The organism is Hydrogenophaga sp. Root209 (genome assembly GCF_001428625.1).
Lineage (GTDB): Bacteria > Pseudomonadota > Gammaproteobacteria > Burkholderiales > Burkholderiaceae_C > Hydrogenophaga.
This window is the reverse complement of sequence record NZ_LMIE01000029.1, coordinates 603,940-617,597: the sequence shown is the minus strand read 5'-3', so window position 1 is coordinate 617,597 and position 13,658 is coordinate 603,940. Positions and strand designations below refer to the sequence as shown.

At 66.7% G+C, this 13,658-nt stretch carries 8 protein-coding genes and 1 pseudogene; 4 read left to right on the top strand and 5 right to left on the bottom strand.

Annotation, left to right across the window (positions count from 1 at the left end; all coding sequences use genetic code 11):
- Positions 1-41: 41 nt before the first annotated feature.
- From cobA to nirB, 5 genes are read right to left on the bottom strand one after another with little or no spacing between them, the layout of a single operon-like run.
- Positions 42-827, bottom strand: a complete 786-nt coding sequence (gene cobA, locus ASE11_RS16420) for a uroporphyrinogen-III C-methyltransferase (protein WP_056274328.1) — start codon at positions 825-827, stop codon at positions 42-44.
- A complete protein-coding gene (gene ybiB / locus ASE11_RS16415) occupies positions 811-1,740 on the bottom strand; it encodes a DNA-binding protein YbiB (RefSeq protein ID WP_056273841.1) in 930 nt (309 codons plus the stop codon). The genes cobA and ybiB overlap by 17 nt, the downstream gene beginning before the upstream one ends.
- Positions 1,741-1,797: 57 nt before the next feature.
- The gene (locus ASE11_RS16410; protein WP_056273837.1) at positions 1,798-4,575 is read right to left on the bottom strand and encodes a nitrate reductase; all 2,778 of its coding nucleotides are present in this window, start codon (positions 4,573-4,575) and stop codon (positions 1,798-1,800) included.
- A complete protein-coding gene (nirD, locus tag ASE11_RS16405) occupies positions 4,572-4,955 on the bottom strand; it encodes a nitrite reductase small subunit NirD (protein WP_056273835.1) in 384 nt (127 codons plus the stop codon). Before nirD ends, ASE11_RS16410 begins: the two co-directional genes overlap by 4 nt.
- The gene (gene nirB / locus ASE11_RS16400) at positions 4,952-7,453 is read right to left on the bottom strand and encodes a nitrite reductase large subunit NirB (RefSeq protein ID WP_056273832.1); all 2,502 of its coding nucleotides are present in this window, start codon (positions 7,451-7,453) and stop codon (positions 4,952-4,954) included. Before nirB ends, nirD begins: the two co-directional genes overlap by 4 nt.
- A 373-nt stretch (positions 7,454-7,826) precedes the next feature.
- Between nirB and ASE11_RS16395 the strand changes: the two genes are divergently transcribed.
- From ASE11_RS16395 to ASE11_RS16380, 4 genes and pseudogenes are all read left to right on the top strand, one after another.
- Complete coding sequence (locus ASE11_RS16395; RefSeq protein ID WP_056273830.1) at positions 7,827-9,122, top strand: type IV pili methyl-accepting chemotaxis transducer N-terminal domain-containing protein; 1,296 nt, start codon at positions 7,827-7,829, stop codon at positions 9,120-9,122.
- Positions 9,123-9,128: 6 nt separating this feature from the next.
- Positions 9,129-10,873, top strand: a pseudogene (locus ASE11_RS16390) (protein kinase domain-containing protein).
- Between the two features lie 251 nt (positions 10,874-11,124).
- Positions 11,125-11,877 (top strand): GntR family transcriptional regulator, encoded by a 753-nt coding sequence (locus ASE11_RS16385; protein WP_235501323.1) that lies wholly within the window; start codon positions 11,125-11,127, stop codon positions 11,875-11,877.
- Positions 11,878-11,917: 40 nt separating this feature from the next.
- On the top strand, positions 11,918-13,654 hold the full coding sequence (locus ASE11_RS16380; protein WP_056273825.1) for a fumarate reductase/succinate dehydrogenase flavoprotein subunit: 1,737 nt from the start codon (positions 11,918-11,920) through the stop codon (positions 13,652-13,654).
- Positions 13,655-13,658: the final 4 nt, after the last annotated feature.

Genomic DNA, 13,658 nt, shown 5'->3' with positions numbered 1-13,658 from the left:
AGCGCGCCACAGAGCGCGCCCGAGCGGGAGTGTAGCGGCGCTCAGGCGCTGCGTGCGAGCGCGTGCGGAACCTGCATCGCGGCAATGCCGCTCACCACATCACCCACCACGATCACGGCCGGGCTGCCCAGTCCCTCGCGCTCGATGGTGGCGCGCAGTTGCCCCAGCGTGGTGACGGCGTGCCGTTGTTGGGGCAGGCTGGCGTGCTGGATCACGGCCACCGGCGTGTGGGCCGGCAGACCGGTGAGCAGCTCGGTCTGAATCTGCTCCGAGCCGCTCACGCCCATGTAGATCACCAGCGTGAGCTTGGCGTCGCGCGCGGTGGCGGCCAGGGCTGGCCAGTCGGTGCCGCTGTCGCCGGGTTTGGCATGGCCGGTGACGAACACCACGCCGTGGGCGTGTTCGCGGTGCGTGAGTGGCACACCCAATGAGGTGAGACCGGCCAGTCCCGCGGTGATGCCGTTGATGACCTGCACCTCGATGCCGGCAGCTCGCAGGTGCTCCACCTCTTCGCCACCGCGTCCAAAGATGAATGGGTCGCCACCCTTCAGGCGCACCACCACTTCGCCTTCACTCGCGGCCATGACCATGAGCTTTTCGATGAAGGCCTGCGGCGTGCTCTTGCAGCCACCGCGCTTGCCCACGTGCACGATGCGCGCACTGGGGCGGGCGTGGGCCAGCACCGCATCGCTCACCAGATCGTCGACCAGCAGCACGGTGGCCGCGCTGATCGCCTTGACGGCTTTGAGCGTGAGCAACTCCGGGTCGCCCGGGCCCGCGCCCACGAGTGCGACGGTGCCGGGCAGGAACTCAGATGGCGTGTGCATGGGCTGGGGAATCATGGTGTTGAACCGCTCGCAAGATGTGTTCCACCTGCAGTGCGATCGGGGTGGGAATTGGTAACGAGCCGTTGAGCACGGCGCGGATGTAATGCGCTGTGTTCGATGCGTCCACCGAGGGCAGCGAAGGCAGTTTCGCCAGCGGGCCGTCTTGTTGCGGCTGTACCTCGGTGCGTTCGCCATCCTGAAAGATTTCCATGCGCGGCGTGCGGCGTGCGTCGGCCACCGGTTCACCTTCGGTGCCACGCAACAGCAACGCGTGCGCGCCGGTGAGGGCCCAGGTGGCGGCCATGGAGCTGGCGTATTCGGGGTGGGTGTAGCTGCCGACGATGAAGGCTTTGCCTTCGCACGGATTCATGAGCTTGACCAGACTGTGCGCCGGGTTGCGCAGCCCAACCGCACGGCGCACATCGAGCAGGCGCTTGAGGCCTGGGGACAGCACCTCGGTGGGCACGAAGGCCACTTCGCCAGCCGCGAGTGCGGTCATGCGGGTGGCGGGCAACACGCCGAGCTCGGCGAACACGCTGGCGGCGAACACGCGCTTGTCTTCGGTGGCCGTGCCGTGCACCAGCACCGCCGCGCCGCGGCGCGCCAGCAACAGCGCGAGCAAGGGGGTGAGCACCGGCAGCTTGCGTGCACCGTTGTAGCTGGGCAGCACCACGGTGGTGAGGTCGTTGTCGGGCAGCTTGTGCAGACGTGCATGTGCCGCATCCAGGAAGCCGGCCATCTCGTCCGCGGTTTCGCCCTTGATGCGCATGGCCAGGCAGAAACCACCCACCTCCAGGTCCGTCACCGTGCCGTCGAGCACCTGGCCCAGCAGGTCGGTGGCCTGGGCGCGCGTGAGCGAACGCGCGCCGTCCTTGCCGCGGCCGATTTCCTTGATGTATTGGCTGATCCCCATGGCGCGCGATTGTCCGGCAAGTTTGATGACTCGGCGTTATATGGTCAAAGCGATGGTTCAGGCGGCCTGCAGCGCCGGGGTGGCGCGCACGAGGCGTTTGAGTTCGGGCACGCAGGAGCCGCAATTGGTCCCGCAACGCAGGCTGGTCTGCAGCGTGGCCAGGCGCTCGTCATCGCTGCCCTCGCAGGTGGCGAGCCGCCCGGTGATGGCCAGGTCGGTCACATTGAAGCAGGTGCAGATCTGCCGGCCTTTGGCCTCGATGGCCACCGGCGGCTTGGCGCCTGGCATCAGCAGGCGCCGGCCATAGGCGTCTGCGGCCAGCTCGTCCTGCAGCAGGGGCTTGAGCCAGGCCTCGGCGCGCGTGTCGCCAGCGAGCATGAAACCGTCGAGCTGTGTGACCTCGCCCACCCGCACCAGCCGCGCGGCGCGGCGCTGGCCCAGGCGCTTGTCGGCGTAGCGCAGGGCGTCCGGCGTGTTCAGGCCCAGCAGGTGCTCGATGCGCTCCATGAGGGCGGTGTCGGGCGCATCGTGCGCGGCCGCGCGGAACAGCACACCGGTGCGTTCCCGGCCGAACGGCACACACGAGGCGAACGGGAACCGCGCCATGAGTTCGCGCAATCCTTGCAGGGCGCCCAGCGCACCGGCCTCGGGCAGCCAGGCCATGGCCAGCAGCATCCAGGGGAGCTCGGCCTTGAGGACCTTCACCGCCGCGTGCTTGAGTTCGGGCTGCTTGGACGAGGGGCAGTAGGCCGAGGTGGTGAGCGCGTTCACACCAGCCAGCGCCGTGCCGGTGCTGCTGAGGCCGCTGAGGTATTCGGCGCCCCAGTGCATGGCGATGAAGGCCTGCGACAGGCCGATGTCGGTCGAGCCTTGCAACGGCACCAGGATGGAACCGCGCTTGCTGGTCACGTGCACCAGATCGCCTTCTTTCAGGCCGCGGCGCACCATGTCTTGCGGGTTGAGTTGCACCGCCGGCTCGGCCACGTGGCCGAACAGTCGGCCCAGCGTGCCGGTGCGCGTCATGCCGTGCCACTGGTCACGCAGGCGGCCGGTGGTGAGCGAGAACGGGTAGCGCGATTCGCGCGGCTCGGCCAGCGGCACGAAGGGCAGGGCGGCAAAGCGGGCGCGTCCGTCGGGCGTGGGGAAGATGCCGTCTTCGTACAGGCGTTCCTGGCCCACGGTCTCGCCGGTGCGCATCGGCCACTGTTGCGGGCCTTGTTGTTCCAGCATCGCGTAGCTCAGGCCGGTGATGTCGAGGTCGCGCCCGCGGGTGGATTCGCGGTGTTCGTTCCAGATGGGCTCGGGTGACGGGTAGGGGAACAGCGTGGCTTCGTTGGGCCGCAAGCGGGCTTCGAGCCGCTGCGCGAAGTCGACCACGATGCGCCAGTCGTGGCGGGACTCACCTGGTGCGGTCACGGCCGGGCGCACGCGGCTGATACGCCGCTCGCTGTTGGTGACGGTGCCGTCCTTCTCGCCCCAGGTGGTGGCGGGCAGCAGCAGGTCGGCGAAGTCGCAGGTGGCGGCTGTGGCATAGGCCTCCTGCACCACCACGAACTCGGCGCGCTGCAGCGCGCGGCGCACGGTGGCCTGGTCGGGCATGGACTGGGCCGGGTTGGTGCAGGCGATCCACAACGCCTTGATCTCACCATCGGCTGCCGCCTGGAACATTTCCACCGCGCTCTTGCCCGGCTTCTCGGGCACGCTCGGCAATCCCCAGAGCGCGGCCACTTCGGCGCGGTGCTGCGGATTGGCCAGGTCGCGGTGGGCGCTCAGCAGGTTGGCCAGGCCACCGACCTCGCGCCCACCCATGGCATTGGGCTGGCCGGTCAGGCTGAAGGGGCCGGCGCCGGGCTTGCCGATCTGGCCGGTGGCCAGGTGCAGGTTGATCAGGGTGGCGTTCTTCGCGGTGCCGCTGCTGCTCTGGTTCAAGCCCTGGCAGTAGAGACTGAGCGTGGCGGGCGACTGTGCAAACCACTGCGCGGCGGTGTACAGGTCTTCCTTCGGCACGCCGCAGGCCTGCGCCACGCGCTCGGGCGTGTACTCGCGCGCCAGCGCCTTGAGTGCATCAAACCCGGTGGTGTGCGCGGCGATGTAGGCGGCATCCAGCCAGCCTTCCCACAGCATGATGTGCAGCAGGCCGTGGAACAGCATCACGTCGCTGCCGGGTTGCAGCGGCAGGTAGAGATCGGAGAAGCCGGCGGTGTCGGTGCGGCGTGGGTCGGCCACGATCACCTTCATGGCGGGGTTGGCCTTCTTCGCTTCTTCGATGCGGCGAAACAGCACCGGGTGGGCAAAGGCCGCGTTGCTGCCGACGATGAACAGGCAACTGGCGTGGTTCACGTCGTCGTAGCAGGCGGGCGGCGCGTCGGCGCCCAGCGTGAGCTTGTAGCCGGCCACCGCACTGCTCATGCACAGGCGCGAGTTGGTGTCGACGTTGTTGGTGCCGATCAGGCCTTTGGCCAGTTTGTTGAAGACGTAGTAGTCCTCGGTGAGCAACTGGCCGCTGATGTAGAAGCCCACCGCATCGGGGCCATGGCTTTCGATGACCGACGCGAAGCGATCGGTGGCGAGGTCGAGCGCGGCGTCCCAGGCCAGGGGCTGCGCGCTCGCACCGCGTTGCAGGCGCTGCATGGGTTGCAGCAGCCGCGTCTGCAGCGCGATCGCGGGCGAGGCGGTGAGGTGCAGCGTCTGGCCCTTGGTGCAGAGCTTGCCAAAGTTGGCCGGGTGCTGCGGGTCGCCGCGCACGTCGGTGATCTGGCTGCCCACACTGTCGATCAGCACCCCGCAGCCCACGCCGCAGTAGGGGCAGGTTGAGCGGGTGGTGGTCGGGTTCATGCGGTGGTGGTCTTGCGCTGGGGGCCGGCGATCGGACGGGTGAGGTCGGTTGCGTGGCTGGCGAGTTCGTGCGCGTCCAGGTGCACCACGCCTTCTTCCACCTTCACCGCGAAGCGCGGCGTGCAGCCCTCGTCGGGTGCCCTCGCGCAGCCGCTGTCCAAGCCGATGGTCCAGTTGTGCAGCGGGCAGGCCACGCTGGTGCCGAAGACGATGCCCTGGCTCAGCGGGCCGCCCTTGTGCGGGCAACGGTCGAGCAGGGCGAAAACCTCGTCCTGGGCGTTGCGGAATACCGCGACGTCCAGGCCGTGTTCGCGCTGGACACAGCGCGAACCGAGCACGGGAATGTCGTCGACGCGGGCGATCGGAATCCAGCTGTTCATGCCGTGCTCCCTTCCATGGCAGCCGCCTTGATCGGAATGAACTGCCGCGTGTCCACAGCGGCCTTCTGGTGTTCAAACCACGGATCGGGTTCACCGTCGAGCGCGAACTGCAGCTCGGCCCACAGCGCCCTGCGGCCTTCGTGGTCATCAAGGATCTTTTTCTTCACGTAGTCCAGGCCCACGCGGTTCACGTAGTGCACCGTCCGCTCCAGGTACCAGCCTTCCAGGCGGTAGAGCTGCATGAAGGCGCCGGTGTACTCGAGCACTTCTTCGGCGGTCTTGAGCTTGGTGAAGAAGTGCGCCACCTCGGTCTTGATGCCTCCGTTGCCGGCCACGTACATCTCCCAGCCCGAGTCCACGCCGATGATCCCCACGTCCTTGATGCCTGCCTCGGCGCAGTTGCGCGGGCAGCCCGAGACGGCGAACTTGACCTTGTGCGGCGCGTACATGCGCCACATCGCGCGTTCCAGGTCCTTGCCCATTTGCGTGCTGTCCTGCGTGCCCATGCGGCACCACTCGCTGCCTACGCAGGTCTTCACCGTGCGCAGCGCCTTGGCGTAAGCGTGGCCGCTGGGCATGCCGATGTCGTTCCACACGGCCTGCAAGTCTTCCTTCTTCACACCCAGCAGGTCAATGCGCTGGCCGCCAGTGACCTTCACGGTGGGGATCTTGTACTTGTCCACCGCGTCGGCGATGCGGCGCAATTCGTCGGCCGTGGTCTCGCCGCCCCACATGCGCGGGATCACGCTGTAGGTGCCGTCCTTCTGGATGTTGGCGTGCATGCGCTCGTTGATGAAGCGGCTCTGCGGATCGTCCTTGGCCTCCTTGGGCCAGGTGCTGATCAGGTAGTAGTTGACGGCCGGGCGGCAACTGGCACAGCCGTTGGGCGTGCGCCAGCCCATGCCGGAGAACACAGCGCCAGTGTTGGTGTATTTGCTCTGCCGAATGGCGTCGCGCACCGCCTGGTGCCCGTGGTCGGTGCAGGCGCACATGGCCTTGAGCTTGGGCGTGGCCGAGTAGTCGCCGCCGGCGGTGAACATCAGGATCTGTTCGACCAGTCCGGTGCACGAACCGCAGGAGGCACTGGCCTTGGTCTGCTTGCGCACCTCTTCCAGCGTGAACAGGCCCTTGTCCTTGATGGCCTTGCAGATGGCACCTTTGGTCACACCGTTGCAGCCGCAGACCTCATCGGAATCGGCCATGGCCGAGGCCTTGCTCTGGCCCTGGTGGCCCACGTCGCCGATGTTGGATTCGCCGAACATGAGCTTGTCGCGGATGTCGGCCACGCTTCGGCCATCGCGCAGCAGCTTGAAGTACCAGGAGCCGTCGACCGTGTCGCCGTACAGGCAGGCGCCCACCAGCTTGTCGTCCTGGATCACCAGCTTCTTGTAGACACCGCCTGAAGGGTCGCTCATCACGATCTCTTCGGTGTGGGCGCCACCGGTGAAGTTGCCGGCGGAGAACAGGTCGATGCCGGTGACCTTGAGCTTGGTCGAGGTGAGCGAGCCGGTGTAGCGGCCGATGCCGAACTCGGCCAGGTGCGTGGCCAAGACCTTGCCCTGCTCGAACAGCGGCGCCACCAGGCCGTAGGCGATGCCGCGGTGTGCCGCGCACTCGCCCACCGCGTAGATGCGCGGATCGGTCACGGTCTGCAGCGTGTCGCTCACCACGATGCCCTTGTTCACGTGCAGGCGCATGCTCTCGGCCAGCGCCGTGTTGGGGCGGATGCCCACCGCCATGACCACCAGGTCGGCCGGAAGCTCGGTGCCGTCCTTGAAGCGGATCGCCCGGACCCGGCCTTTGGACGGGGCCCCTTCCCCATCCTCGCGGCCTTCGTCGTTGCCGACGAGCTCCTGCGTCTGCGCACCGATCAGGAACTTCATGCCGCGCGTCTCCAGCGACTGCTGCAACAGCTTGCCCGCCGCGTCGTCGAGCTGGCGCTCCATGAGCCAGGGCGCCACGTGCACCACGCTCACCGTCATGCCGCGCTTCATCAGGCCGTTGGCCGCTTCCAGGCCGAGCAGGCCACCGCCGATGACGACCGCGTGCTTGTATTTCGTGGCCGCGTCGATCATGGCCTGCGTGTCGGCGATGTCGCGGTAGGCCAGCACGCCTGCCAGGTCCTTGCCGGGCAGCGGCAGCATGAAGGGGTTGGAGCCGGTGGCCATGATCAGGCGGTCGTAGGGCGCCTCGATCACGTTGCCGTCCGCATCCGTGGCGCGCACCACGCGCTTGATGCGGTCCACCTCGGTCACGGTCTTGCCCGCGTGCAGGGTCACGCCGTTCTCGGTGTACCAGGCCCAGTCGTTGAGGACGATCTCGTCCAGCGTCTGCTCACCGGCGAGCACCGGCGAGAGCAGGATGCGGTTGTAGTTGGGGTGGGGCTCGGCGCCGAACACCGTGATGTCGTAGAGGTCGGGGGCGATCTTGAGCAGTTCTTCGAGCGTGCGCACACCGGCCATGCCGTTGCCCACCATCACCAGTTTTGATTTTTTCATCGCGGCTACTCCAGTTGTGATTCGCTTGGCGTCAGGTGCATACCCCCTCCCAGTGACCGGTGCGCGAACGCGCGCCGTGAGCCAGGTCACCAGAAAAGACAGGGATATTCGGTTGTTCCGGCCGAGAAGCCGGGCTGAGGCGCGCCACATGGCGGGCCCCGCTTTCTCGCTGCGCACGTCGTTGTGCACAGTCCCGCGACACTGCGGTCGGGGTCAGACGCTTCGTCACGTCCGAGGTGAACCATGCAAAACGTGTGCCATATCATTCGAGACCCGTTCCCTGGTGTGCGCGGTGCGCGCCGCAGACCCGTCATGCGGGATGCCGCAGCCCATGGGGGTCGGCCCGGTTTTCACCCATAAGCTTTTGATTCATATGACATCTGCGCTGGTTTTTCGGAGCGGTCCCCACACCACGCTGCCGCTCGCGCTGGACCTGCAAGCCATGGGCATCGAAGTCCTCGCTCAGGAGGATGGGTGCAGCAAACTGGTGCAGGGCGTCGTGCGCCATGCACCAGATCTGGTGATTGGCGAGGTGTCGGCGAGCGCCGATGCACTGTTCAAGGCCACCCAGGCGCTGGCCGACACCGCACCGTGTCCGGTGATCGTGTTCACCACCGACAGCGATGCCGGCCACATCGAACGGGCCATGGCCGCTGGTATCCACGCTTATGTGGTCAACGGGTATGGAGCACAACGCCTGCGCCCGCTCATCCACCTCGCGCAGGCGCGCTTCCGGCGCGAGCAGGCGTTGCAGGAGCAGTTGCGCGATGTGTCCCAGCGCTTCGAGGACCGCAAGGCGGTGGAGCGGGCCAAGGGCATCCTGATGCGCGCGCGGCAGGTCTCCGACGACGACGCCTTCCAGATCCTGCGCACCGCCTCGATGCACAGCAATCAGCGGCTGGGCCAGGTGTCGCAGCACATCATCCAGTCGGCCCACTTCGCCGAAGGGGTGAACCGGGCCGGGCAGCTGCGCATGCTCTCGCAGCGCCTGGTCAAGCTGTACCTGCTGCGCCTGGCCGAGGTGCAGACGCGCCAGCAGCAGGCGCTGCTGGACGACTCGATCCTGCGCATCGACGCCAACATCGCGCTGCTGGGCAAGACGCTCTCGGCGCCCACCTTCGGCGACCTGTTGGCCCAGGTGGAAGGCACCTGGCAGCGCCTCAAGCCCTCGCTCAAAGGGAAGCCCGCGGCCGCGCAGGTGCTGCCGGTGGACGAACTCGCCGAACGCCTGCTGCACGATGCCGATCGCCTGACCGCGAGTCTGGAGAGCGCGGGCTCGGCCCCACCACTGAAGCTGCTCAACATCGCCGGGCGCCAGCGCATGTTGTCCCAGCGGTTTGCCAAGTGCGCGCTGATGGAGCTGCTGGAGTCCGGTGCGCGCGCGCGGGGCAGTGACGCTGTCATGGTCGGGGCGCAGCGGGAATTCGAGTCAGGCCTGGCCTTGCTCAACAGCCTGCCCCTGTCCACCCCGGAGATTCGCCGCACGCTCGACACCGCGGCGCTGGAGTGGGACAAGGTGCTCGCCGGTGCCGCCCACATCCAGCGTCCGGCAGGGCGCGATCGGCTGCTGCGGCTCGAGGGCCTGGCGGCGGCCAGTGAAAGCCTGCTCGAAGCCTTCGAGCAGCTCTCGGCCGAGTACGAACGCAGCATGCAGATGCTGATGGGGTGATGCCGCATGGCCTTTGACATCGACATCGGCTTTGTCTGCCTGGCGGGCCGCAAGGAGGGCAACGAAGACTTCTGCGCCGCCATGTTGCCGCCAGCGGGACAGGAGGACATGGGCTCCATCGTGGCCATTGCCGATGGGGTGAGCACCGGTGGCATGGGGCGGGAAGCGGCCCAGACCACGGTCACCAGCCTGGTGCGCGACTACCACGGAACGCCCGAGACCTGGGACACCACGGTGGCGCTGGACCGCATCATCGGCGCGCAGAACGCCTGGCTGGCCGGCGTCAACCGCAGCCGCCAGTGACCACGCTCACCGCGCTGGTGCTGCGCGGCCAGTCGTACACGCTGGCCCACGTGGGCGATTCGCGTTGTTATTTGCTGCGCGAGGGCCAGACGCTGTGCCTCACGCACGACCATGTGGTCAACCACCCCGACCTGCGGCACCAACTCCTGCGCGCGGTGGGCCTGGAAGACCACCTTGTGGTCGACTATGTGCAGGGCGACCTGCAGGTGGGCGACACCTTCGTGCTGCTCACCGACGGCGTGCACGGCAAGCTCTCCGAGCGCCAGCTCGCCGAGTGCGTGGCCCAGGCCGCAGGCGCCCAGCCCGCCGCCGAGCGTCTGGTGGCCCAGGCATTGGCCGTCGGCAGCGACGACAACGTGACCGCCATGGTGGTGCGTGTGCTCGATCTGCAAGGCCCCAACCTGCAGGACGCCAGCCGCGCCGCCCAGAGCCTGCCCGTGCCAGCCAAGCTCAAGGTGGGCGAGAGCATCGACGGCTTTACCGTCACAGCCACCGTGGCCGACAACGGCATCAACCTGCTCTACCAGGTGCGCGACCCCAGGAGCCAGACGCTCTACGCCTTGAAAACGCTGCACCCCGCGCGCGCCCACGACCAGGACGAACGCGCCATGCTCGCGCACGAAGCCTGGCTCGCCAAACGCATGATGTCTTCGCGCGCGGCCGGCCACCTCGTCGCCGTCCACGATCCCCTGCCCAACCACCAGCCGCGCAGCGCCTGCTACCTGCTGTACGACTGGCACAGTGGCGAAACCCTGCAACAACTGCTGGACCGCCAGCAAAAGCTCGGGCCGGTGCAGGCGGTCAGCGCCGCCATGCAGACCCTGCGCGTGCTCGGCCTGCTGCACCGCCAGGGCGTGATCCACCGCGACATCAAGCCCGCCAACCTGCACCAGGGCGAAGACGGTGTGCTGCGCGTGCTCGACCTCGGTGTGGCCCTGAGTGGGCGTGAGCCCGAGAGCATGCGACGGCTGCATGCCGGCACACCGAGTTTCGTGAACCCCGAGCAGTGGGGCCACAACACGCGGCAGTCATCCGGCGCCTCGGATGCCGAGACGCACGAACTGCCCGATGCCCGAAGCGACCTGTTCGCGCTGGGCGTGACCCTCTATCAGTTGCTCACCGCCCGGCTGCCCTACGGCGAAGTGCTGCCCTACCAGGTTGGGCGCTACTACCGCGACCCGACGCCACCCAGCCGCCACAACCCCGAGGTGCCGATCTGGCTGGACCACGTGGTGCAGAAGGCCGTGGCGCGCGAGCAGTCGCTGCGCTTCGAGACCGCGGAAGAGTTTTTGCTGGCGCTGGAGCGCGGCGCGTCCCGGCCGTTGACCATGCCGCCGGCATCGGCGCTGCTGCAGCGCGATCCGACGATGCTGTGGAAGCTGCTGCTGGGTCTCAGCGCCTTGTTCAATGTGTTGTTGATCTACTGGCTGCTGTTTCTGCCGACGTAGTGGCCCCCGTGCGCGATCCCTGTGCATTTCCGACGCGGATGCACCGGGCTTGGGCCGACCATGCACCATCAGCGGTGTGTTGGAGGTATTTGCCGGCGCTTTGAGCCCGGATATGACGCCATTTGAGCCCCCTCAGGCCTGTTTGGGGTTGGCATGCGATTTGCTCATCATGACTTGTCATAACAAGTTCCCACGAAACGAGCAAAACCATGGCCTCCAACGGTTTACGCGCAGTCGTCACGAGTCTCCCTTTGCCCCGCCCGGCGGACCAGATCGAGCCGTTGTCGCCCAAGCCTCTGTACGAACAGATCAAGGAGATCTTGCGTGCTCGCGTGCTCGATGGCACCTACAAGCCGCACGAGCAAATGCCTTCCGAGAGCGAAATGATGGCGGCCTTCAATGTCAGCCGCATCACGGTGCGCCAGGCCTTGAGCGACCTGCAGAACGAAGGCCTGGTGTTTCGCATCCATGGCAAGGGGACCTTCGTGGCCAAGCCCAAGGCGTTTCAGGACCTGGGCAAGCTGCAGGGGTTTGGTGAGGCCATGCGGCAGATGGGCTACGAGACGTTTGCGCGTGTCGTGTCCATGCGCACGGTGGTGCCGTCGGCCCAGGTGCAGGAGCGCCTGCAACTCGCCAAGCGGGCGCGCGTCACCGAGCTGCAGCGCCTGCGCTTCCTGAATCGCGAACCGATCTCGCTGGACATCACCTACCTGCCGGTGGCCATCGGTTCGCGCCTGGCCAAGGAAGACCTCGCGAGTCGCGATGTGTTCGTGATTCTGGAAAACGACTACGGCATGTCGCTGGGCCATGCCGACCTGCAGATCGGCTCCACGCTGGCCGACGAGCGCCTGGCTGGGCAACTGCAGGTGGAAGAGGGCTCGCCGGTGCTGGTCATCGAGCGAACCACCCACACCAGTGACGGCACCCCGATCGATTACGAACACCTCTATTACCGAGGCGACGCCTTTCAGTACAAGGTGCGCGTCGATCGCGTCCCGCTCTGACTCCTCAACCCCCTCCCCGTGAAGAACCCGAAAGGTCTGTATGAAAACCATTGAACTTGAGTACGACATTGTGGTGATCGGTGGCGGCACCGGTGGCCCCATGGCCGCGGTGAAAGCCAAGGAAAAGAATCCCAAGCTGCGCGTCCTGCTGCTGGACAAGGCCAACGTCAAGCGCAGCGGCGCCATCTCCATGGGCATGGATGGTTTGAACAATGCGGTGATACCGGGTCACGCCACGCCAGAGCAGTACACCAAGGAGATCACGGTGGCCAACGACGGCATCGTGGACCAGAAGGGTGTCTACGCCTACGCCGCCAACAGCTTCGCCATGATCGAGGAACTCGACCGGTGGGGCATCAAGTTCGAGAAGGACGAGACCGGCGACTACGCCGTGCGCAAGGTGCACCACATCGGCAGCTACGTGTTGCCCATGCCCGAAGGCCACCACATGAAGCGCGTGCTGTACCGCCAGCTGAAGAAGGCGCGCGTGGAAATCACCAACCGTGTGGTGGCCACCCGGCTGCTCACCGGCGCCGGCGGCGAGATCACCGGGGTGATGGGCTTTGACTGCCGCACCGCCGACTTCTACGTCATCAAGGCCAAGGCCGTGGTGATCTGCACCGGCGCCGCCGGCCGCCTGGGGCTGCCGGCTTCCGGCTACATGTTCGGCACCTACGAGAACCCGACCAACACCGGCGAAGGTCATGTGATGGCCTACCACGCGGGCGCCGAGCTCACCAACCTCGAGTGCTTCCAGATCAACCCGCTGATCAAGGACTACAACGGCCCGGCCTGTGCCTACGTGACCGGTCCGTTCGGGGGCTACACCTCGAACAACGCGGGGGAGCGTTTCATCGAATGCGACTACTGGAGCGGCCAGATGATGATGGAGTTCTTCAACGAACTCGAAGGCGGCAAGGGCCCGGTGTTTCTGAAGCTCGACCACCTGGCCGAGGAAACCATCTCGGAGATCGAGCACATCCTGCACACCAACGAGCGTCCCAGCCGTGGCCGCTTCCACGAAGGGCGCGGCACGGATTACCGCAAGGCCATGATCGAGATGCACATCTCCGAGATCGGCTTCTGCAGCGGACACAGCGCTTCCGGCATCTGGACCAACGAGCGTGGCGAATGCTCCATTCCCGGTCTGTACGCGGCCGGTGACTGCGCCAGCATTCCACACAACTACATGCTGGGCGCTTTCGTCTACGGCAAGTTCTGCGGCGAGAACGCCGCCGACTACGTGGCCGGTGCCAGCGATCCGCGCGTCGACCAGGACCGTGTGCAGGTGGAGCGCGAGCGCATTGCGGCACCGCTGTCGCGCAGCGAAGGGCCCACGCCGTTCCAGGTCGAATACAAGACCCGCCGCGTGGTCAACGATTACCTGCAGCCGCCCAAGGTCACCCGCAAGATGGAGATCGGACTGCAGCGCTTCGACGAGATCCGCGAAGACCTGGACCACATGGTGGCCGCGGACCCGCACGAGCTCATGCGGGCCATGGAAGCCCACACCATCCGCGACTGCGCCGAACTCGCCGCGCGCTCGTCGCTGTTCCGCACCGAAAGCCGCTGGGGCCTGTACCACCTGTGCGTGGACCACCCCGAAAAAGACGACGAAAACTGGTTCTGCCACACCAACGTCACCAGTGACGGCGATGGCAACGCCAGGTTCCGCAAGCGCGAAGTGGAGCCCTACGTGGTCGAACTCAACGACCAGGAGAAGGTGGCTTACCAGCGCCTGCGTGTGGCCAGTCCGGCCACCGCCAAAGCCGCCTGAATCG

Coding starts and splice junctions, on each gene's coding strand:
- cobA (WP_056274328.1), bottom strand. CDS start 827: ATGCACACGCCATCTGAGTTCCTGCCCGGCACCGTCGCACTCGTGGGC.
- ybiB (WP_056273841.1), bottom strand. CDS start 1,740: ATGGGGATCAGCCAATACATCAAGGAAATCGGCCGCGGCAAGGACGGC.
- ASE11_RS16410 (WP_056273837.1), bottom strand. CDS start 4,575: ATGAACCCGACCACCACCCGCTCAACCTGCCCCTACTGCGGCGTGGGC.
- nirD (WP_056273835.1), bottom strand. CDS start 4,955: ATGAACAGCTGGATTCCGATCGCCCGCGTCGACGACATTCCCGTGCTC.
- nirB (WP_056273832.1), bottom strand. CDS start 7,453: ATGAAAAAATCAAAACTGGTGATGGTGGGCAACGGCATGGCCGGTGTG.
- ASE11_RS16395 (WP_056273830.1), top strand. CDS start 7,827: ATGACATCTGCGCTGGTTTTTCGGAGCGGTCCCCACACCACGCTGCCG.
- ASE11_RS16380 (WP_056273825.1), top strand. CDS start 11,918: ATGAAAACCATTGAACTTGAGTACGACATTGTGGTGATCGGTGGCGGC.